The following is a 19,369-nucleotide window of genomic DNA, read 5'->3' on the forward strand; positions in this document are numbered from 1 at the left end:
TCGATCACTCCCTCGCGCACGGCGGACGCCGGCGACTGGCAACCGGAGGACGATGATGAGCTCCTTGTGGACCCCCGATTCCGAGCCGCTCGAGGACAGACCGGAGCCGGCACGAAGCCTCGCCCCGCTCCCGGTCGAGGTCTTCGACGTTCAGCAGGACGCCGCTCGCTACGCCGGGCGGACGGCGGTTCGAGCGGCCGCCCTCGCGATGGTCCCGATGGATGGCGATGAGCCCCTCTTGCCCGGGCCGCTGCGCCGGCCCGACGGAGCATTCTGGGGAGTGCACTCACCGAACGGTCTGACCCTGGCACTGCGCACGGCCAACTTCGCCACAGCGCTGTCGGCCCGTCGCGACGCGATCGAGCTGCTCGGCGACGCGCCGAAGTTCGAGGTGGTGCCCGTGGCGACCGGTTGCGCCGATCGCCTGTCGTTCTGGGTTCTGCTGCGCGGCCGGGTCGTCATGGTGGGCGGGCAGTCGTGGCGCAAGCCGTCGAACTCGACGGCGCGGATGTTGCTGCACACGCTGGCGCGTCTGCCGCGCGGCTGACGCGGTGGTGTCACCGCCGGAACGGGCACCTCGGGCCGGCGGTGACCCCTTCAGACTGTCGTTCCTGCGCACTCGGCGACACCGGCTTGACGACGGACGAAACACGGGTCGTTCGACATCGGTCGGCTTGGCGCCGCATCCGGTCTCCACCGGGCATTCCGTGGGTGCGTCGGCGACACCCCCGGGTCGTTCCGCGGATCGAACAGAGAAACCCGACCCGCAGACGTACGCGTTCAGTGTCGGAAGGACTGCAATAATTGTGGGGCCGTTGTCTGGCTTTTTGGGCGGCGATCAACAATCTCGAGTGCCCCCAGGAGAACCGATCACGTACCACACGCTTCCCACCCTTCAAGGGTGGATCGACGAGTTCAGCGACCTGCACGCGCCGTTCGTCAGCGACGTCGTCGTGCTCATCCAGGACGGTGAGGACGGCGCTGACACCGGTCTCGTCGAGATCCGCATGGTGAACGCCACCACCGTCACCACGATCGAGCCGGAGTTCGTCGGCTCGAACCGGTGGGTGACCGTGTTCGACGCGCGCGAAGATCCGCTGCGTCTCGACGCGAAGACGGTGATGTGGCTCTCGCGCGAGCTCGCCACGGTCTCGGAGCTCTGCTCGTTCCTCGAGCGCAAGGCCTCCGCCTACGAATGCGACGACCCGGAGACGGCGTGACGCGACAGGGGTCGTGACGGCTCACTTGTCTTGTGCACGTGTGAGCCGCATGAGCCTCTTGCTCACCTGCCCGGTCGAGAGCGTCGAACGCCTTCTACACCGCCCTCGGGTGGACTCTCAACGCCGAGATGTCGGGCGACAACGTGTCGTGCTCGCGATCGCGCCCGAGCAGTACGTCATGCCGGCAGCCGCGAGATGTACGCGAGCGTCGGCGGCACCGAGGATGTGATCGGCGGACCCGGCACACCGTCGAAGGTCACGGTCTCGTTCGATCTCGCCAGCCGCGAGGCGGTCGACGAGCTCGTCGACCGTGCCGCCGCTGACGGGGGTTGGGTCGGCGATACCGACGACTACCCCTTCATGTACCAGCGGCAGTTCGACGACCCGGACGGCTACCACTACTCGCCGTTCTGGATGAAACCCGACGCCGATTCGACCGCGTGAGCTGGAGGGGGCCGGCGTGCTGACGCGCCTGCCCCTCCGCCACAACACGCGGGCTTCCGCGCTGACCGATCACGGCCTCGCCCTGCGCGAGACGATCGAGGCGCTCGGAGGCTGGGGCGCCGGGAAGGCGTAGGCGCCGAGCGCCGGCTCAGCGGGCTGTCTCAGCGGTAGTTGATGAACTGCAGGTCGAGGTCGAGGTCGGCGGCCTTCAGCACGCGGATGACCTCCTGCAGGTCGTCGCGGCTCTTGGACTGCACGCGCAGCTCGTCGCCCTGGATCTGCGACTTGACGCCCTTCGGGCCCTCGTCGCGAATGATCTTGCCGATCTTCTTCGCGTTCTCCGACGAGATGCCGTCCTTCAGCGTCGACGTGATGCGGTACTCCTTGCCGCTCGGCGTCGGCTCGCCGCTCTCGAGGCTCTTCAGCGAGATACCGCGCTTGATGAGCTTCGACTGGAAGACGTCGAGCACCGCGTTCGCGCGCTCCTCGGTGCCGGCCTTGATGAGCACCGCTTCGCCGCTCCACTCGATGGAGGCGCCGGTGCCCTTGAAGTCGTAGCGCTGCTCGACCTCTTTGCGGGCCTGGTTGAGGGCGTTCTCCGCCTCCTGGTGGTCGACCTTACTGACGATGTCGAAAGAGGAATCAGCCATGGAGCGAGTTTAGCCGCGGCTCTTCGAGAGCGGCGGATGCAGCAGCCTGCCGTCGCTCGCAGTCAGACCTTGCCCACCGCCCAGCGGAAGGCGTTGCGCAGCAGGTAGCCGTCCGCGGTGCGGAAGGGACCAGCCGCCTCGACGATCGTCGCGCGGAAGAAGTCGAGGGTCGCGGCGTCTTCGCCGAGCAGGATGCCGCGGACGAGGGTCTCATCGTCGCGCGCGGTCCACGGCGCCTCGACCACGCCGGAGGAGACGACGCGGAGGCCGGCCTCAGTGAACGCGGCCGCGAGTCCTCCCGCGGGGCGGAGGGGTCCGTCGGGGAGGGGGTCGGATTCGTCGGCCTCCGCCACCGCGCGCTCGATCACGTCGACGTCGTTCCGCGCCCCTTCCGCCCAGTTCGCGACGGCGATGCGTCCTCCTGGCGCCAGCACGCGCGCGAACTCGCGGAGCGCCGCGGTCGTGTCGTCGGCGAAGTGGAGGGCATTCACCGCCGTGACCACGTCGAAGGTTCCGTCGGCGAACGGGAGGTGCGCAGCATCCGCGTCGCGCACGTCGAGACCCCGGCTGCGCGCCAGTTCGCGCATGCCGCGCGCGGGGTCGACACCCGTGACCTGCGCACCCGCGTCGCGCGCGGTGAGCAGCAACTCGCCGCCGCCGCACCCCACGTCGAGCACGCGCGCGCCCGGGCCGATTCCGGCCGCGGCGATGATGGCGGCGTGCGCCGGTCGGGCGGCGTCGGCCCACAACTCCGACCAGCCGGCGGCCACGTCGGACCAGCCCCCGGCATCCGCGTCGTCGACCACCCGCCCACCCTACGGCGTGCCCGCTGCGCCCGCGCTGCGCCCGGCGCCGGCCGCCCGCTCGCGCCCGGCCACGGCCGCCCGCTCGGCGCCAGCCCGACGCTCGGCGCGCGCTGCCCGGCGGTTCGCTGCCGCGTGCGCCCGTGCGCCTGTGCGCCCCTGCGCCTGTGCCCCTGTGCGCCTGTGCAGCGCCCGTACTCAGGATGGTTGCGCCCCGGACCGCTGCGGATCCCCGCGAAATCGAGGTCTGGGGCGGGCGCCGGCGGTAACGAGCCTGAGTTCGTGCAGCCGGGGAGCGGAAGCGCGGCGGCGAGGCGGGCGGGCCGGCCCACGGCGTGGAGCCGAGTGCCGGGAGCGGTTCGTCGACCGGAGGCGGCCCGGGGCCCGGCCGCCGGCGCCTGTCGGCCGCCGCTGCGCCCGTCGCCCGCCGGTGCCTGTCGGCCCCCGCTGCGCCCGTACTCAGGATGGTTGTGTCCCGGACGGGCGCGGATCCCCGTGAAATCCGCGCCCGGAGAGGGCGCCGGCGGGAACGAGCCTGAGTTCGTGCAGGCGGAGGAAGGGAACCGTGCGGGCGCGGCGGCCCGCGGCGTGGGGCCGAGCGCCGGGGGTGGCCCGGGCTGTGAGTCGTGCTCCGCGCCACAACTCAGGAAGAAGCGGGGGCGGTGCGTCGCGTTCCGCGTCTTTCCGGGGTGGGAGGGCGGTGGCGATGGCAACGATCCTGAGTTCGGGCGGAAGGAGGGGGAAGAGGGGGACGGAGGGCGGAAGGAGGGGGGAAGAGGGGGGAGGGAGGGGGCGCGGGGGGCGCGCCGGCCCGGGTGGCGGAGGGGATTCGTAGACTGGTGGCCGTGCGAGCCCTGACCGAAGAAGAAGTACGCGATTCGTTCGTGAACGCGACGACCGACGAGCGCCGGGTCGCCGCGGTGCCCATCGACTTCCTGCTGCTGGATTGGGACCACCTCGATTTCCTCGCGTGGCGCGACCCGCACACCCGGGGTCGCGGCTACATCGTGATGGAACACGAGGGCGAGCCGGTCGGCGTCGTCCTGCGGGGTGCGGAGGGCTCGTCTCGCGCGAGATCGGCGATGTGCAACCTGTGCCACACGATGCAGCCCGCCGATCAGGTGTCGCTGTTCAGCGCGCGCAAGGCCGGACGCGCCGGCGTCGCCGGCGACAGCATCGGCACCTACATCTGCGCCGATCTCTCGTGCCATGAGAACGTGCGGCTGGCGATGCCGCTCGCCCCGAGCGAGGTGCGCGCGAGCGTCGACCGCCGCATCGACGGCACCCGCCGCCGCACCGAGGCGTTCGTCGAGCGCGTGCTGGAGCCCGCCGGCGCCGACGCCTCCTGACCCACACCCCCGGTTGCCGACGTGGTTCTGAGCAGGTCGCGCGGCAGAGTAATATGGTTTCTCGCGCCTCCGGTCGACTGAGAAAGCCGGGCGGGTGCGCACCTGGCGAGTTACCCAAGCGGCCAAAGGGATCTGACTGTAAATCAGACTGCATTGCATTCGGGGGTTCGAATCCCTCACTCGCCACCGAACGAACAAGGGCACCCCTCGTGGGTGCCCTTCTTCGTTCACCGGACGCAGCGGCGGGGGCGGTGCGGCAGGCCGGATGCTGCGCATCACCCGGCGGCCGGTACCCTCGGTGAGCAGCCGCACAGTCCGTGCGACGCAGCATGAGGAGAAGCGCACATGTCGGTCGGATTGCTCGCCGTTGTCGATGACATCCTGACCGCGGCGCTGAAGGCGAGTGCGAAGACCGCGGGCGTGGTCATCGACGACGCCGCCGTGACGCCGCAGTACGTGCAGGGCATCACGCCGGCGCGCGAGTTGCCCGTGGTCTGGAAGATCGCCCTCGGCAGCCTCATCAACAAGTTCGTCATCATCATCCCGATCGCGCTGCTGCTGTCGGCCTTCGCGCCGTGGGTGCTTCCCTTCCTGCTCATCATCGGCGGCGGGTTCCTCTGCTTCGAGGGGGCGGAGAAGGTGCTCGAGTGGTTCGGGGTCTCACACGGCCACGCCGACGACGGTCCCCGTGACGAGAAGAAGCTCGTGCTCGGCGCGGTGCGCACCGACCTCATCCTCAGCACCGAGATCATGCTCATCGCGCTCTCGAGCCTCGACCCCGGCTTCGGTACGTGGATGACGCTCGGAGCGCTCGTCGTCATCGGCCTCGGAATGACGCTCCTCGTCTACGGCGCCGTCGCCCTCCTCGTGAAGATCGACGACATCGGGCTCCGGCTCATGAAGAGTCCGACTCGTCGAGTCCGTCGTGCCGGAGCACGCGTCGTGGCCGCGATGCCCGCGGTCTTCCGCGTCATCAGCGTCATCGGCACGGTGGCGATGCTCTGGGTCGGTGGCCACCTTCTCATCGCGAATCTCGCCGAGACCTTCTGGCACGGGCCGTACGACGTGATCCACGCGATCACGCACACGATCGAGGCCGCGGGTGCGGTGGTGCTGTGGATCGTCGACACCGCCCTGTCGGCGGTCTTCGGTCTCGCCGTCGGTCTCGTCATCGTCGCGATCATCACGGGTATCTCCCGCATCGGCCGTCGACGCGCTCCCGCCGACGCGGCGCACTGACGATCTAGTAGTCCTCGATCGGCTGGTCGGGGAAGTAGGTCTGATCGAGCAGCCACGTCGACTTCTCTGTGCCGTCGACGGCGACGAAGGGGATGAGCACCCACCGGCCGACGTACTCGCTGCCGTCGTCTGTGGTGAACGTGATGTCCTGGTAGTCGATGATCGTGCCGTTGGATTCGACCGTCTTCGCGGCGTAAGCCGTCGCCGTGAAACGCGTGTCGGTCGTGTACGGCGGTCCACTGGCGTTGCTGCGGTGCGCCTCGAGTTCGGCGTCGAAGATGGTCGACAGGCCCTCGCCTTCCACCCGCAGGAACGCCCCGCTGAGGTACTTGATGCCCTCGGTCGCGTCGTGCAGCTGCGCGCCCGTCTTCGGATCGATGCGGAACTGGTAGTCCGCCTCGTCGAGCACATAGACGAAGTGGTCGACGATCTGCTGCGGGTTGCTGCTCGCCGACGGTGCGACGAAGCCCGGTCGCCCCGCTCCGAGCACTTGCGCGTGCTCGTCCCGGCTGCTGTCGATGCGGTAGTCGACGTACTGCAGTCGGTCCTGAGACGGCAGCGCGTTGAACGCCTGCCACGGCAGGGCCGCGTAGCTCGTGATGACGGCGGGAGCCGCATCCTGCGTCACCTCGGGCTCGGGCGCCGTGGCGACCGGAGACGCACTCGCCGTCGGCCTCACCTGGGCCGGAACCGTGCACCCGGCGAGCGAGACCGCGAGAGCGACGACGCAGGTCGCGGCGAGGAGGGGAGTGCGCATGGTCTCCCCAACCTGCCCCGGGCCGGGCTCGGCGTCAAGCGGGCCGGGTGCTGCTCCCGTGCGCCCGGCGGAGTGCCGCCGAGGCCACGGCGACCACCGTTCCGATCGCGACGCCGATGATCGTGTCGACCACACGGTCGCGAAGGAGCACGTCGGCGGGCGTCGGCGACGCGAGCGACACCATGAGCAGGGCCAGCGGGGTCACGAACACCATCGCGATTCCGTAGTTGCGACCGATGAACAGCTCGGCCGCGGTCTGCAGCAGCACCACGATCGCGATCACCGCGAGTGGGGGCAGCGCGAGACCGAGGACGGCGGCGGCGACGAGAACTCCGAGCAGTGTTCCGAGCAGGCGCTGGATGCCGCGGATCACACGCGCCGACGTGCGGGCCCCGCTCACGGCGGCGACGGCGCCGACCATCGCCCAGTACCAGTGCGACCCCACGATGAGGAGCGCGGCGATCCCGGCCGCGAGCGTGGCGATGCCGACGGTGAGCGTCATCTCCCACGCGACCGCGCCCACGGTCTGGCGTTCCCTCCCGCCCGTGACGGGTGCGCGGCGAAGGGCGAGCGCAACGGTCGAGGTGACCGCGAGGGAGAACAGCACGCTGAGTGAGGCGACCCCCAGCACCGAGAGGAACGACGACGCGGTGGCGGGAATGGTGGCGCAGGCGCCGGTGGCGAACACCGGGAACAGGGCGCCCGGTGGGTGCCATCTCAGCGCGTAGCTGAGCAGCGTCACCCCCGAGGCGATCGCGGCGACGACGACGACGCTGACGACGGCGGGTGCGCCGATCACCGACAGGGCCGTTCCGCAGAGCATCGCCGCGATCATCATGGCGCCGGCGCCCGCCTGCATGCGAATGCGGTCGCGGAACGGATCGTGGCGGCCGTAGAGCGAGGCGAAGGCTCCGAAGCTCGCGTAGATGCTGAGATCGACTCGCCCGATACCCCACAGCACGACGAGGGGCACGGCGATGCTGACCGCCGCGCGGAGAGCGGCTCGGTGGTCGCCCTGATGGGGTGCGACACGGAGGACGCCGGTCCACACGCGTCCTCGGGAGTCTTTCACCGACCCAGCCTAGGCGCGGGCCTCGCGCGACCGGGCGGTGCGCTCCCACTCGCCAGGAAACGACGAAGACCCCCGGCTCATGGTCGAGGGTCTTCGTGAGGGGGCGAACTCAGCGCGGTTGTTCGGAGGCGATGAGTTCGGCGATATCGATCGGTTCGGTGGGCAGGTCCGCGAAGTGCATGCTGCGATTGTGCGGGGTGCGCGAGGGCGCACGGCGGCCGTTGCGGTGGTGCCCGGAAACCGCTAGGTGCGGTCACACGATGCGACCGGCGTCGAGGCGCACCACCCGGTCGGCCGCGGCGAGCACCGCCGGGTCGTGCGAGACGCACACCACTGCCGCGCCGCGGTCGGCCTCCGAGCGCATGGCAGCCCGGATGAGCGTGCCGCTTTCGGCGTCGAGCCCGGTGGTCGGCTCGTCGAGCAGCACCAGGTCGGCGCCGCGGGCGAGGCCCTGCGCGAGCAGCGCCCGCTGGCGCTGCCCTCCCGAGAGCGAGGCGAACGGATGCTGCGACAGGCCCTCGATCGCGAGCCGCCGCAGGGCTTCGTCGATGGCCGCGCGGGCCGCCGCATCCGGTCTGCGCCAGGGGCCGAGCGCACCCCAGGTGCCCACCGCGACGACGTCGCGCACCGATACCGGCAGGCGGTCGGACGCCGTCGTGCGCTGCGGGACGAAAGCCATGGTGCCCCGAACGGCGCGCTCGCCGGACGACGGCGGGCGGGTGCCCGCGAGAACCTCGATCAGCGTGGATTTGCCGGCGCCGTTCGGCCCCGCGATCGCCGTGATCGCGCCGGGGGCGATGTCGAGGTCGACGTGGCAGAGGGCTTCGCGGCCGCCGAAGACGACGTGCACGGCGCGCAGTCGGGCGACGTGCTCGGTGAGCGTGGGGAGGAGAGGCATTCGCCCATCATATGAGTTTGAGAATCGTTCTCAATAAAGCTACGGTCGTGACTCGTGACTGTTCCGACCGACGCGCTCCTCGCGCCCTTCGCCCTCGACTTCGTGCAGCGCGCCTTCGCCGGCGGAGCCCTCGTCGCGATCCTCTGCGGCATCGTCGGCACGTGGGTGATCGTGCGCGGCATGGCCTTCCTCGGTGAGGCGCTCGCCCACGGCATGCTTCCCGGCGTGGCCCTCGCGACCGTGCTCGGGGCCCCCGTGCTCGTGGGCGGGGCTCTCAGCGCTGTCGCGATGAGTCTCGGCATCGCCGCCGTCCAGCGCCGCGGGAAACTGTCGTACGACACGAGCATCGGCCTGCTCTTCGTCGCCATGCTCGCGCTCGGAGTGATCGTCATCTCGCACTCGGGCAGCTTCGCCACCGATGCGACGTCGATCCTCTTCGGCGACATCCTCGCGATCGCACCGGTCGACCTGGCGCTGCTGGCCGGCGCGACCGTCGTCGGCTTGATCGTCGCCGCGGCGTTCCATCGTTCTCTCGTCGCCCTCGCGCTCGACCCCCGGGTCGCCGCGGTGCTGGGGCTGCGCCCCCGCCTCGCTCAGGCGGTGCTCGTCGGGCTCGTCACCCTCGCCGTCGTCGCCTCGTACCAGGCTGTCGGGTCGCTGCTCGTCGTCGGTTTGCTGCTGGCCCCCGCCGTCGCCGCGAGTCCGTGGACCACGCGCATCCCCACGCGGATGCTGCTCGCCGCCGCCCTCGGGGTCGTCGCCGTGTTCGCGGGGTTGCTCGTGTCGTGGCACGCAGCCACGGCGGCGGGCGCCTCGATCGCCGCCGCCGCCATCGCGTTCGCGGCGCTGTCGGGCGCCGCTCGTGCCGCCGTCGACGCGATGCGCTCGCGGGGTGCCCGCCCGCGTCGAGCCGGAGTCGACGCCCACCGGACGGGTGCGCTCGCGTGATCGGCGCCGCATCCGTCATCCCCTCCCGAAAGGACCCCGTGCGCTCCCGCATCGTTCCCCTCGCCCTCGCCCTCGTCGGCTCTCTCGCCCTCGCCTCCTGCGCGGGCGCCGCGCCCGGGAAACCGGCCTCGACCGAGGCCGGCGACGGCCACGGCGAGATCGCCGGCGCCGTCGAGCTCGCGGAGCCCGCCCTCGGGCTCACCTCCGTCGATGCCGACGGTGCCGTGCGCCACCTCGACCTGCTCGACGAGAGCGTCACCGACCTCGGCTCCACCGCGCCGCCGGTCGGCATGACGACCGACGGGCGATACCTGTTCGTCGAGACGGCCGACGGGGTGCAGATCGTCGACAGCGGCGTGTGGACCTGGGACCACGTCGATCACTTCCACTACTACCGCGCCGAACCTCGCCTGCTCGGTACCGTCGAGGGGGAGGGGCCGGTCACCGTCGCCACGACGAACTCGTCGACGACCGGCGGCACGGGCCTGTTCTTCGCGGGCTCGGGCGAGTCGGTGCTGCTCGACACCGAGGCGTTGTCGAAGGGCGAGGTCGTCGAGCGGTTCCGCGACGACGACGGCGGTCTCGTGGTGCCGGTCGGCTCGTTCGCCCTCGTGGCGCGGGGTGGCGAGGTCGCCGTGCGGTCGGCCGACGGCGCGCCCACCGGTGAGAGTGCGGCGTGCGTCGACCCCCGGGGCGCCATCACGACCCGCGTCGGCGCGGTGGTCGGATGCGGCGACGGCGCGCTTCTCGCCACCGCCGCCACGGGCGGGGTGGCGATCGAACGCATCCCCTACCCGCAGGGAACGACCGCGCCCCGCGCCGAGGCGTTCGCGAACCGCGAGGGGCGGCCGACCGTCGCCGCGCTCGCCGGCGACAGCGCCGTCTGGCTGCTCGACACCCGCGCGCGCGAGTGGACGCTGCTGCCCGCACCCGCGCCGCTCGCCGCGGTGACCGCGGTCGACGACGCCGACGGGCACGTGCTCGCGCTCGCCAAGGACGGACGGATGCTGGTGCTCGAGGCCGCGACGGGCGCACAGCTCGCCGCGACCGAACCCCTCGTCGCCGACTCGCTCTCGACGGGGGCCGCGCCCGTGCTGATCGCCGACCAGCAGCGCGCCTACCTCAGCGCGCCGTCCGAGCACCGGATGTTCGAGATCGACTTCGCCGACGGCGCGCGCCTCGCCCGCACGTTCGAGACGGCCTCGGCCCCGGCGTTCGTCGCGGAGACGGGGCGATGACCGTGCGTCGGATGGGCGCGCTCGCCGCCGTCGCCCTGCTGGCCGTCCTCTCCGCGTGCGCGCCGGGCGGCGGCGCAGACCGGCCGCTCGTCGTGGTGTCGACGAACATCCTCGGCGACGTCGTCGGCGAACTCGTCGGGGACCAGGGCGAGGTGCTCACCCTGATGAAGCCGAACGCCGACCCGCACTCGTTCGAGATCTCGGCGCAGGAGGCAGCCCGTGTGCGCTCGGCCGACCTCGTCGTCTCGAACGGCCTCGGGCTCGAGGAGGGGCTGCAGCAGCACCTCGATGCGGCCGCCGCCGACGGTGTGCCGACCTTCGTCGCCGGCGACGCGATCGACGTGCTCGCCTACGCCGGAGCCGACGCGCACGGCACGCCCGACTCGCACTTCTGGACCGACCCCGCCCGCATGATCGACGTCGTCGACGCCCTCGAACCCGCGCTCGCCCAGATCGACGGGATGGATGCGGCGGCCCTCGCCGTGCGCGCCGAGGCGTACCGGGCGCAGCTCGAGCAGCTCGACGCCGAGATGACGGAGGCGTTCGCGGCGATCCCCGACGAGCGGCGGGCGCTGGTGACCAATCACCACGTGTTCGGCTACCTCGCCGATCGGTTCGACTTCGCCGTGATCGGGGCCGTGATCCCCGGCGGCACGACGCTGGCCGCGCCCAGTGCGTCCGACCTCGCCGACCTGGTCAAGGCCGTCGAGCAGACCGGCGTGCCCGCCATCTTCGCGGAATCGTCGTCGCCCGACCGGCTGGTGCAGGCCCTCGCGAGCGAGGCCGACGTGCACGTCGACGTCGTCGAGCTCTTCACCGAATCGCTCACCGAGCCGGAGGGCGCCGCCCCCGACTACCTGACCATGATGCGCGTCAACACGCAGCGCATCGCCGGCGGACTCTCGCCCTGAGAATCCGCACACCGAGAGAAAGAGAAGCATCCATGCACCTCCCCACCGCACGAAGAATCGGCCTGACGGCCGTCGCGCTCGGCGCCGCCGTGACGCTGGCGGCCTGCTCGACGCCGACCGCGAGCGGCCCCGGCGCGGCCTCCAGCGCTACCCCCGAGGCGGGCGCGCGCGTCGCCGTCGCGTACGAGGGCGGCATCCTCGTTCTCGACGGTGACACCCTCGAGACCGTCGCCGATCTCACCAGCGAGGAGTTCACCCGCCTGAACCCGGCCGGCGACGGCCGGCACGTGATGGTCACGATGAGCGAGGGCTTCCAGGTGCTCGACACCGGTGCGGGTTCGACCGATCAGGCCGAGCTGACCGACCGGGTGTTCGCGGCAGACAAGCCCGGTCACGTCGTGCGCCACGGCGGCAAGACGATCCTGTACGCCGACGGGACGAGCGACACGACCGTGTTCGACACCGCCGAGCTCGCAGCATCCGACGCCCTTCCCGAGGTCGAGACGATCGCGGGCGTCGACGCGCACCACGGTGTGTCGCTCGTGCTGGAGGACGGCACGTTCCTCACCACGGTCGGGAACGCCGACGGGCGCACCGGGATCATCGCGAAGGATGCGTCGGGCGCCACCGTGGCCGAGAGCGCCGACTGCCCGGGCGTGCACGGCGAGGGCACCGCGGTGAACGAGGCCGTGGTCTTCGGCTGCGAGGACGGCGCGCTGCTGTACCGCGACGGCGAGATCACGAAGCTCACCGCGCCCGACCAGCCGTACGGCCGGATGGGCAATGCGTACGTCAGCGAGACGAGCCCGCTCGTCGTCGGCGACTACAAGAACGACCCCGACGCGGAGGGATACCTGCTGCACGCGGTGACGCTGATCGACACCGACGCCGGCACCTACGAGGTCGTCGACCTACCCGAGGGCGTCGAGTACACCTTCCGCGACGTCGCGCGCGGCCCCGGCGACCTCGCCTACATCCTGTCGGCCGACGGATCGATCCACGTGCTCGACCCCGCCACCGGCGAGATCATCGACGCGTTCCCTGTCGTCGAGCCCTGGGAGAGCCCGGTCGAGTGGCAGGACGCGCACCCGGCGATCGTGGTCGCGGGCGACATCGCCTACGTGACGGAGCCCGCCGAGAACGCCGTGCACGCGGTCGATCTCACCACCGGCGAGATCGTCGCGACGGGCGAGCTCGCGGTGACGCCGAACGAGATCGCGGTGGCCGCGGGCTGACGCCCCTTCGGCCGGGGGCATCCCCGTCGCGAGCGGCGCGTCGCTCCCGGCCGTTCGGAGCCCGTGGTGCCCAGAATCCAGGAAGGAACGCGGTCGGCGGTCGGCGTGCGCGTTGTCGCAGCCGTTCCTTCCTGGGTTCTGAGCGCGAAGCGACGGCGCGTCGTCTCCTCCCCAGGCGGCGTTCGCGCGCCGGACTTCACGGATGCCGTGCGGCACCGGTCGCGGAACGAGGCGCGTGACAGGATGGGAGCGATTCCCTCGCGGAGGAGGACACCATGACCGCTCCCCACTCACCGTCCCCGTACTCGGGGCAGCCCGCTCCAGCGGCCGACCACGGCGCACCGCGCCCACAGCTTCTGCGCTGGGCGATATGGGTGGCGATCTTCGCGCTCATCGCCGCGGCCGTCGTCTGCGTCATCTGGGTGCTCGTCGGCCCCGAGAACGGGTTGATCGGCCGGGCGTTCCTCACGATCCTGCTGCTCGCCGCGTTCGCCGGCGTGGCGATCCTCGAGACGCATCTCGCCCCGCGCCGCCCCGACTGGTTCGCCCTGACGAGCATGGTCGTCTGGGTCGTGACGCTGCTACTCGGAGCATTCCTCATCTGGATGCCCGTCGACCCCTTCGACTATACGGGCGGCTTCGGGCGCTTCGTGTCGTTCCTCGCGATCATCCTCGTGCTGCAGCTCGCCGTGCTCCACGTCCGGCTGTTCGCCAAGGCGATGGCGCGCAACCGCACCGCCTTCACCCGCGCCACCGGTTTCGTCACCATCGGCCTCGTCGCCGTCCTCGCGGTGCTGCTCGTGCTGCCGCTCACCTTCCACGAGTTCATCGACTTCCACGACCTCTACTGGCGCATCGTCGTCGCCGTGACGATCCTCGCTGCCGTCGGCACCGCGCTGGTGCCGCTCGTGAACGCGCTGTTCGCCCCCAAGCGCGAGCGGCCGGTGCCCGACGCGTCGGGGTACGCGCCGGTCGCGCAGGCGCCCGGGTACGCCCCCGGCTACCCGCAGCAGCAGACCCCGGGGTACGCGCACCCCGCGCAGCCTGCGGCGCAGCCGTGGCCGACCTACGCCGACGGGGTCACCCCGCTCCCGGTGCTGCTCGACGGCTCGCCCGACTGGAACGCGTACTACACCGGCCAGCCGAGCCAGCCCGCGCCGCAGCATCCGCCGGTCGAGCAGAAGGAGGCTCCTCAGCCGCCCGCCCCGCCGGCCGGCTACCAGGGCTTCCCGCCGCCGCCCCCGATGCCCCCGAGCTGAACGCCGTCGACCGTTACCCCGTTCCGGGCCCACCGCTGATCGGGAGGTCCGGAACGGGGCACCTCGCGTGTGGGCGTCAGGCGCCCAGCAGCTCCAGGGCGGCCATCGCCGCGTTGTGACCGCCGACGCCGCTCACCGCGCCGCCGCGACGGGCCGATGACCCGCACAGCAGTACACGTTCGTGTCCGCTCTCGACGCCCCAGCGGGCTGCCGGGCGGTCGAGATCGGCGCCGTCGTCGGCCCACGGCCACGAGAGCGGGCCGTGGAAGATGTCGCCCCCGACCATTCCGAGCGACCGTTCGAGGTCAGCGGTCGTGCGCGCCTCGATGCACGGGCTGCCGTCGGGCGCCTCGTAGACGACGTCGGCGATCGGCTCGGCCAGCACCGAATCGAGCGAGCGCTGCGCTGCGGCCAGCAGCGCGGCGCGGCTCGCCGCGGCATCCGTTCCCTCGACCAGTCGGTGCGGAACCTGCAGTCCGAACAGGGTCAGGGTCTGAGCGCCCTCGGCGCGCAGGTCGGGGCCGAGGATCGAAGGGTCGGTGAGGGAGTGGCAGTAGATCTCGGCCGGAAGCGGTGACGGTACGCGACCGGCCACGGCCTGGGCGTAGGCCGTGTCGAGCTGGGTCATCGTCTCGTTCACGTGGAACGTGCCGGCGAACGCCGCCTCGGGGGCGACCGTCGCGTCGTGCAGCCGAGGAAGTCGCCGCAGCAGCATGTTCACCTTGACCTGCGCCCCCTCGGCGACCGGGGGTGCGGGAGTCGGCGGGGGAGTGACGTGGGCGGCGGCGCCCGCGGCCAGCAGGCGTTCGAGCACGTCGCGCCCGACGCCGCTGAGCACGAGGCGTCCGCGCAGAACCTCGGGATCGCGGCCGTCGACGTGCACCTCGCCGTCGGGGGTCACCGAGGTCACGTCGGCGTTCACCCGCACCTCGGCGCCGGCCTCGCGCGCGGCGCGTTCGAGCTCGGCCGAGACGCGTCCCATGCCGCCGACGGGTACGTCCCAGTCGCCCGTGCCGCCCCCGATCACGTGGTACAGGAAGCATCGGTTCTGGTCGAGGGAGGGATCGTCGGCCGACGCGAAGGTGCCGATGAGCCCGTCGGTGAGGGCAATGCCGCGGGCGAGGTTCGACTCGAGCGAGCGCCGCAGCACGGTGCCCAACGGACGCTCGACGACGTCGGTCCACAGGGCGTCGTCACCCAGCCGCTCGCGCATGGCCGTCGCCGTGGTGAGGGGTTCGGTCATCGACGGAAACACCGCGCGCGCCAGCGGCCCCATCCGCGACGTGAACGCCGCGTAGCGGGCGGCCTCGTCGGGGTCGCCCACGGTGCGGGCGAACGAGGCCTCGGTGGCCGCCGCATCCGCCGTGTCGACGAGGATGCCGCGGCCCGGGTCGGCCGGGTCGGGCGTGTACGACGAGAACCGTCGGCGCCGCAGGTCGATGCGCAGGCCGAGGTCATCGATGATGCGGCGGGGGAGCAGGCTCACGAGGTACGAGTAGCGCGACAGCGACGCATCCACGCCCGCCCACGGGCGCTCCGACACCGCCGCTCCGCCGACGGCACCGAGGCGCTCGAGCACGACGACGCTGCGCCCCGCCCGTGCCAGGTACGCGGCGGCGACGAGCGCATTGTGGCCCCCTCCGACGATGACCACGTCGTGCGTGCGGGCGAAGGGTGCGCGGCTCATGCCTCCACGGTACCCACCGTGCCGCGTCGGTCCACGGCTTGCGAGGCGCCCGTCGGTCGTGCAGGCGGCGCGGGGCGGCTCCGACCCGCGCTGCTCGCGCGCTTCTCGACCGTACTCAGGATGGATGCGCGCTCCGCCCCCGCGATGCCCGCCATTCCGCGGTCGGAACTCCGGGACGATCGGCTGATCCTGAGTTCGTGCAGCGCGCCCGCGACCGCGCAGGCCTCAGGTCGCCAGGCCCGGGCTGACGCGGTCCGGGGGTGTTGTTACCTCGGTTCCGGCGGTACCGCCGGGTCGTGCTGCTCCAACTCAGGATGGATCGCGCGGCGCGGCGAAGGGCCCGCGGCATCTCGGGGGTGTGACCCCGCGGCGGGTCTGCTCATCCTGAGTTCGGGCCGGGGGCCGGGGCGCGGGCTAGGGCGGCAGGGCCCCGGGGGTCCGGAGGCCCGGGGGTCCGGGGGCCCGGGGGGAGTGCGCCGGGCGGGGGCTGAGGCCCGGGAGGAGGGGACCGGCCGGGGTCGGGGCGGGGGCTGGGGCGGCAGGGCCCGGGGGGACGGCCGAGGGTGGGAGGGGATCGGGCGGGTCGCAGGGAGGGAGGAACGAGGACGGATGCTGCGCGCCGCAGTAGCGTGGAGGCATGACCTCTCCGAGCGAGCTGCTGAGCCTGGCCGTCGACATCGCCCTCGAAGCGGGGGAGCTGGCGCACCGGCGCCGCACCGAGGGCGTCACGATCGCGGCGACCAAGTCGGCGCTCGCCGACATCGTCACCGAGGCCGACCGGGAGGTTGAGACGCTCGTGCGCGACCGGATCGCCGCCGCGCGCCCGGATGACGGCTTCTTCGGCGAGGAAGGCGGCGCGGGGCGGGGCAGCACGGGGATCACCTGGGTCGTCGATCCGATCGACGGCACCGTGAACTACGCCTACGGCATCCCGGCCTGGGCCGTCAGCATCGCCGCCGTCGAGGTGGCGGACGGCGACGGGGAGCCCGACACGGCGACCTGGACCGCCCTTGCCGGCGTCGTCTACAACCCGGTCGTTGGAGAACTCTTCCGCGCTTCCCGCGGGGGCGGCGCCTGGCTGGGAGAGCACCGACTCCACGTCAACGACGAGGTCGGCCCGGCCGGGGCACTGCTGGCGACCGGTTTCGGCTACGACCCCGCCACCCACGCAGCGGCGCTCGAACAGCAGGCGCGCATCATGCCGATCGCGCGCGACATCCGCCGCATCGGTGCCGCCTCGCTCGACATTGCCTACGTCGCCGCGGGGCGTCTGGACGGCTATTACGAGCGCGGACTCCAGCCCTGGGACCACGCCGCGGCCGCACTGCTCGCCACCGAGGCCGGTGCCGTGGTGGCGGGGAGTCCGGGCGGTGTTCCGGGGCGAGAAATGACGATCGTCGCCGGACCAGGGCTTTTCCCACGGCTCGACGCCCTGATCGACTACTGAGCCCGTCGGCCGGGGTCGCCCACATGGCATTCCCAGGGCGTCCGATGTAGTGTTTACCCGATCGTTATCTTCGTCGCCCGAACGGCGGAGACGCCCCGAAAAGCCCGATTCCGTCGCGCCTGCGACACGACCCGAGAGCACTCTGCGCGTTGTCCGAAACCCCCGAAGTCGAGCCCGCTCGCACGCGACGGTCGACTCGCCCCTCCGCGGCGCCCGCCGCCGCCGAGCCGCGGCAGTTGACGCGAGCCGAGCTGCGTCGCCTCGCCCAGGGTTCGCCCGCGGCTGAGACCGCGATCGAGCCCCGACCCGCCGCATCCGCCCCTCTCGCCCCCGCGCGCCGCCGTGTGGCCCGCGCCGCCGAGGCTCCCGCCGCACCCGTTCCCGCCTCGGAGGCCGTCGTCGCCGTCACGGTCGCGCCGACGCCCACGCTGCTGCCGACGTCACCGATCGTCTTGCCCGCCGCATCGCGTCGCTCACGCGTGCGGCCCCCTCGTGAGACCCCCGCGGTCTTCGAGCTGCTGACGCCGGGCGACGCGTCGAACGGCCCCATCGCCTTCGCCGCCGCCGCAGCCGATGAAGCGCTCGCCGCCGATGAAGCCCTCGCCGCCGACATCGCCTCGGCAGAGGCCGCCGCCGAGGCCCAGGCGCAGGAGGCGCTCGACGAGTTCGAGGCCGCTGCCCGTCTGTTCGCCTTCACCGGCGAGACTCCCGTGCAGGTCGCCGCCGAGGCTCTCGCCGATGACGTTCCCGCCGAGGCCCCGCATGTGCCCGCACGTCGCCAGGGGCTCCTGTCGTTCAAGCGCGTCGCGACCGCCTCTTTCTCGATCGGCGTCTTCGGCGTCGTCGGGCTCATGGCCGTCGGCATGACGACCCCGGTCGGGGCGGTCGCCGCGGCCCAAGGCTCGTCGTCCACCAGCGCGAACCTCCTCGTCGCCTCGGACCTTGCGCGCGAGCCGGGCGAGATCCAGGCCTATGTCGCCCCCGCCGACGTGCAGGCCGGTTCGCTGGAGCGCACCGACGGGTATGAGGCGGCGTCGATGGCGAAGATCGCCGCCGACTCGGGCATCACGAACTTCTCCGACTTCTTCGTCAATGACCCGACGGCGGCCATCCAGTGGCCGTTCTCGGTGGGCGTGCCGATCACCTACGGCTTCGGCATGCGCTCGGGCAAGATGCACGAGGGTGCCGACTTCGTGCCGGGCGCCGGCTCACCGGTGCAGGCGATCGCCGACGGCACGGTGCGGATCGCGACCGAGTCGGGCGGCGCGTACGGCGTCACGGTCGTGATCGATCACATCATCGACGGCGAACTCGTCTCGAGCCGCTACGCCCACATGCAGTACGGGTCGCTGAAGGTCTCGGCGGGCGAGAAGGTCACCGTCGGAACCGTCGTCGGCAACACCGGCAACACGGGCCGTTCGTTCGGCGCGCACACGCACTTCGAGATCCTCGCGGGCGGCACGACCGCCATCGACCCGATCCCGTGGCTCCGGGAGCACGCCGGAGGCTGACTCGATTTCTTGAGGATGCCGCGGCTCTGGTATTCTCTTCTAGTTGCCCAGCATCGCTGGGTACGCCCCGATAGCTCAGTGGTAGAGCACTTCCATGGTAAGGAAGGGGTCGACAGTTCAAACCTGTCTCGGGGCTCGAAGCATCCATGTCACTCCACCGGATGCTGTGCGGCGGGGTAGCTCAGTTGGTGAGAGCGCACGACTCATAATCGTGAGGTCGCGGGTTCAAGCCCCGCTCCCGCTACCAAGTTGGTTTTACTCGAACGAACGACCTGAAGATAACGGTCGGGGCGTCCCGTCTCAACGGCACTGGAGATCGATCCGGTGCCGTTTTTGTTTTGCCTCCTGTCGTGGCCGCGGCCGTGGCTTGCGCTCGGTGCGTCGTGTCCTCGTCTAGATGACTTCTGCGAAGCGTCGTCCCGGGAGCATCGATCTGACGGTGTCCAGCGGAAGTCGAGCAGCAACGGCGATGCATCGCTGTCGGATGCCCCGTCGAATCGCGAATCTGCTCCTTGCTCATCTGCACGCATGATGACTTCCTCTCTCGTGGTGGGTCGTCGCTCGTTCCCAGCGGGTCGGGAGCGTTCAGCCTCACCGGCATCGGATGTTCATCCGGTGCCGTGTGATTTTCTCGCCTTCTCGCACATTCCTCGCCGCCATCCGAGAGTCGCGCGCGTTGAAGCGCTTCAGTCTCGGGCGTT

General features: G+C 71.6%; 17 protein-coding genes, 3 tRNA genes and 2 pseudogenes. 16 read left to right on the forward strand and 6 right to left on the reverse strand.

Annotation, left to right across the window (positions count from 1 at the left end; all coding sequences use genetic code 11):
• Nucleotides 1-55 precede the first annotated feature (55 nt).
• From DEA06_RS13835 to DEA06_RS13850, 4 genes and pseudogenes are all read left to right on the forward strand, one after another.
• Nucleotides 56-547, forward strand: a complete 492-nt coding sequence (locus DEA06_RS13835; protein WP_116648596.1) for a hypothetical protein — start codon at nucleotides 56-58, stop codon at nucleotides 545-547.
• A 304-nt stretch (nucleotides 548-851) separates the two neighbouring features.
• On the forward strand, nucleotides 852-1,220 hold the full coding sequence (locus tag DEA06_RS13840; protein ID WP_116648597.1) for a hypothetical protein: 369 nt from the start codon (nucleotides 852-854) through the stop codon (nucleotides 1,218-1,220).
• Nucleotides 1,221-1,269: 49 nt separating this feature from the next.
• A pseudogene (locus DEA06_RS13845) lies at nucleotides 1,270-1,664 on the forward strand (hypothetical protein).
• Nucleotides 1,654-1,797 (forward strand): annotated as a pseudogene (locus tag DEA06_RS13850) (transcriptional regulator); the annotation flags it as partial. The pseudogenes DEA06_RS13845 and DEA06_RS13850, both read left to right, overlap by 11 nt.
• Before the next feature lie 28 nt (nucleotides 1,798-1,825).
• On the opposite strand, the gene DEA06_RS13855 reads toward DEA06_RS13850, so the two are convergent.
• Entirely contained in the window at nucleotides 1,826-2,314 is a 489-nt protein-coding gene (locus tag DEA06_RS13855; protein ID WP_116648598.1) for a YajQ family cyclic di-GMP-binding protein, read from the reverse strand.
• A gap of 62 nt (nucleotides 2,315-2,376) precedes the next feature.
• Nucleotides 2,377-3,120 (reverse strand): class I SAM-dependent methyltransferase, encoded by a 744-nt coding sequence (locus tag DEA06_RS13860; RefSeq protein WP_116648599.1) that lies wholly within the window; start codon nucleotides 3,118-3,120, stop codon nucleotides 2,377-2,379.
• 842 nt (nucleotides 3,121-3,962) lie between these two features.
• Between DEA06_RS13860 and DEA06_RS13865 the strand changes: the two genes are divergently transcribed.
• The 3 genes from DEA06_RS13865 to DEA06_RS13875 all read left to right on the forward strand — a co-directional run bounded on the left by DEA06_RS13865 (nucleotide 3,963) and on the right by DEA06_RS13875 (nucleotide 5,705).
• Nucleotides 3,963-4,466, forward strand: a complete 504-nt coding sequence (locus DEA06_RS13865) for an FBP domain-containing protein (RefSeq protein WP_116648678.1) — start codon at nucleotides 3,963-3,965, stop codon at nucleotides 4,464-4,466.
• A gap of 104 nt (nucleotides 4,467-4,570) precedes the next feature.
• Nucleotides 4,571-4,652 (forward strand) — tRNA-Tyr (locus DEA06_RS13870).
• A 159-nt stretch (nucleotides 4,653-4,811) separates the two neighbouring features.
• Nucleotides 4,812-5,705, forward strand: coding sequence for a DUF808 domain-containing protein (locus DEA06_RS13875; protein ID WP_116648600.1), 894 nt, complete (start codon nucleotides 4,812-4,814; stop codon nucleotides 5,703-5,705).
• A gap of 4 nt (nucleotides 5,706-5,709) precedes the next feature.
• On the opposite strand, the gene DEA06_RS13880 is transcribed toward DEA06_RS13875, so the two are convergent.
• The 3 genes from DEA06_RS13880 to aztA form a co-directional block, all read right to left on the reverse strand.
• Nucleotides 5,710-6,462: a hypothetical protein gene (locus DEA06_RS13880; protein ID WP_116648601.1), complete on the reverse strand. Its 753-nt coding sequence runs from the start codon at nucleotides 6,460-6,462 to the stop codon at nucleotides 5,710-5,712.
• Between the two features lie 34 nt (nucleotides 6,463-6,496).
• The gene (locus tag DEA06_RS13885; RefSeq protein ID WP_165818019.1) at nucleotides 6,497-7,534 is read right to left on the reverse strand and encodes an FUSC family protein; all 1,038 of its coding nucleotides are present in this window, start codon (nucleotides 7,532-7,534) and stop codon (nucleotides 6,497-6,499) included.
• A gap of 253 nt (nucleotides 7,535-7,787) precedes the next feature.
• The gene (gene aztA / locus DEA06_RS13890) at nucleotides 7,788-8,432 is read right to left on the reverse strand and encodes a zinc ABC transporter ATP-binding protein AztA (protein WP_116648603.1); all 645 of its coding nucleotides are present in this window, start codon (nucleotides 8,430-8,432) and stop codon (nucleotides 7,788-7,790) included.
• Between the two features lie 54 nt (nucleotides 8,433-8,486).
• Here aztA and aztB point away from each other — a divergent pair, with 54 nt between their 5' ends.
• The 5 genes from aztB to DEA06_RS13915 all read left to right on the forward strand — a co-directional run bounded on the left by aztB (nucleotide 8,487) and on the right by DEA06_RS13915 (nucleotide 14,023).
• Nucleotides 8,487-9,380 carry a zinc ABC transporter permease AztB gene (aztB, locus tag DEA06_RS13895; protein WP_116648604.1) on the forward strand — a complete coding sequence of 298 codons (894 nt, stop codon included), beginning with the start codon at nucleotides 8,487-8,489 and terminating at the stop codon, nucleotides 9,378-9,380.
• Nucleotides 9,377-10,618 (forward strand): ABC transporter, encoded by a 1,242-nt coding sequence (locus DEA06_RS13900; protein ID WP_240606962.1) that lies wholly within the window; start codon nucleotides 9,377-9,379, stop codon nucleotides 10,616-10,618. Before aztB ends, DEA06_RS13900 begins: the two co-directional genes overlap by 4 nt.
• A gap of 2 nt (nucleotides 10,619-10,620) precedes the next feature.
• Nucleotides 10,621-11,529 (forward strand): zinc ABC transporter substrate-binding protein AztC, encoded by a 909-nt coding sequence (gene aztC, locus DEA06_RS13905; RefSeq protein WP_116648680.1) that lies wholly within the window; start codon nucleotides 10,621-10,623, stop codon nucleotides 11,527-11,529.
• Between the two features lie 32 nt (nucleotides 11,530-11,561).
• Entirely contained in the window at nucleotides 11,562-12,764 is a 1,203-nt protein-coding gene (aztD, locus tag DEA06_RS13910; protein ID WP_116648605.1) for a zinc metallochaperone AztD, read from the forward strand.
• A gap of 275 nt (nucleotides 12,765-13,039) precedes the next feature.
• Entirely contained in the window at nucleotides 13,040-14,023 is a 984-nt protein-coding gene (locus tag DEA06_RS13915) for a hypothetical protein (RefSeq protein ID WP_116648606.1), read from the forward strand.
• A 76-nt stretch (nucleotides 14,024-14,099) separates the two neighbouring features.
• On the opposite strand, the gene DEA06_RS13920 is transcribed toward DEA06_RS13915, so the two are convergent.
• Entirely contained in the window at nucleotides 14,100-15,710 is a 1,611-nt protein-coding gene (locus DEA06_RS13920) for an NAD(P)/FAD-dependent oxidoreductase (RefSeq protein ID WP_116648607.1), read from the reverse strand.
• Nucleotides 15,711-16,347: 637 nt separating this feature from the next.
• Between DEA06_RS13920 and DEA06_RS13925 the strand changes: the two genes are divergently transcribed.
• From DEA06_RS13925 to DEA06_RS13940, 4 genes are all read left to right on the forward strand, one after another.
• Nucleotides 16,348-17,157: an inositol monophosphatase family protein gene (locus tag DEA06_RS13925; RefSeq protein ID WP_116648608.1), complete on the forward strand. Its 810-nt coding sequence runs from the start codon at nucleotides 16,348-16,350 to the stop codon at nucleotides 17,155-17,157.
• A 236-nt stretch (nucleotides 17,158-17,393) separates the two neighbouring features.
• Nucleotides 17,394-18,668, forward strand: coding sequence for a M23 family metallopeptidase (locus DEA06_RS13930; protein WP_116648609.1), 1,275 nt, complete (start codon nucleotides 17,394-17,396; stop codon nucleotides 18,666-18,668).
• A 64-nt stretch (nucleotides 18,669-18,732) separates the two neighbouring features.
• Nucleotides 18,733-18,804 (forward strand) — tRNA-Thr (locus DEA06_RS13935).
• A 34-nt stretch (nucleotides 18,805-18,838) separates the two neighbouring features.
• Nucleotides 18,839-18,915 (forward strand) — tRNA-Met (locus DEA06_RS13940).
• Nucleotides 18,916-19,369 lie beyond the last annotated feature (454 nt).

It is taken from the genome of Microbacterium sp. Gd 4-13 (assembly GCF_003095395.1).
Lineage (GTDB): Bacteria > Actinomycetota > Actinomycetes > Actinomycetales > Microbacteriaceae > Microbacterium.

What these genes read in the sequence shown, in the direction of transcription:
- DEA06_RS13925 (WP_116648608.1), top strand. Translation starts at nt 16,348, where the DNA reads ATGACCTCTCCGAGCGAGCTGCTGAGCCTGGCCGTCGACATCGCCCTC.
- DEA06_RS13880 (WP_116648601.1), bottom strand. Translation starts at nt 6,462, where the DNA reads ATGCGCACTCCCCTCCTCGCCGCGACCTGCGTCGTCGCTCTCGCGGTC.
- DEA06_RS13835 (WP_116648596.1), top strand. Translation starts at nt 56, where the DNA reads ATGAGCTCCTTGTGGACCCCCGATTCCGAGCCGCTCGAGGACAGACCG.
- DEA06_RS13915 (WP_116648606.1), top strand. Translation starts at nt 13,040, where the DNA reads ATGACCGCTCCCCACTCACCGTCCCCGTACTCGGGGCAGCCCGCTCCA.
- aztA (WP_116648603.1), bottom strand. Translation starts at nt 8,432, where the DNA reads ATGCCTCTCCTCCCCACGCTCACCGAGCACGTCGCCCGACTGCGCGCC.
- aztD (WP_116648605.1), top strand. Translation starts at nt 11,562, where the DNA reads ATGCACCTCCCCACCGCACGAAGAATCGGCCTGACGGCCGTCGCGCTC.
- DEA06_RS13920 (WP_116648607.1), bottom strand. Translation starts at nt 15,710, where the DNA reads ATGAGCCGCGCACCCTTCGCCCGCACGCACGACGTGGTCATCGTCGGA.
- DEA06_RS13855 (WP_116648598.1), bottom strand. Translation starts at nt 2,314, where the DNA reads ATGGCTGATTCCTCTTTCGACATCGTCAGTAAGGTCGACCACCAGGAG.
- DEA06_RS13875 (WP_116648600.1), top strand. Translation starts at nt 4,812, where the DNA reads ATGTCGGTCGGATTGCTCGCCGTTGTCGATGACATCCTGACCGCGGCG.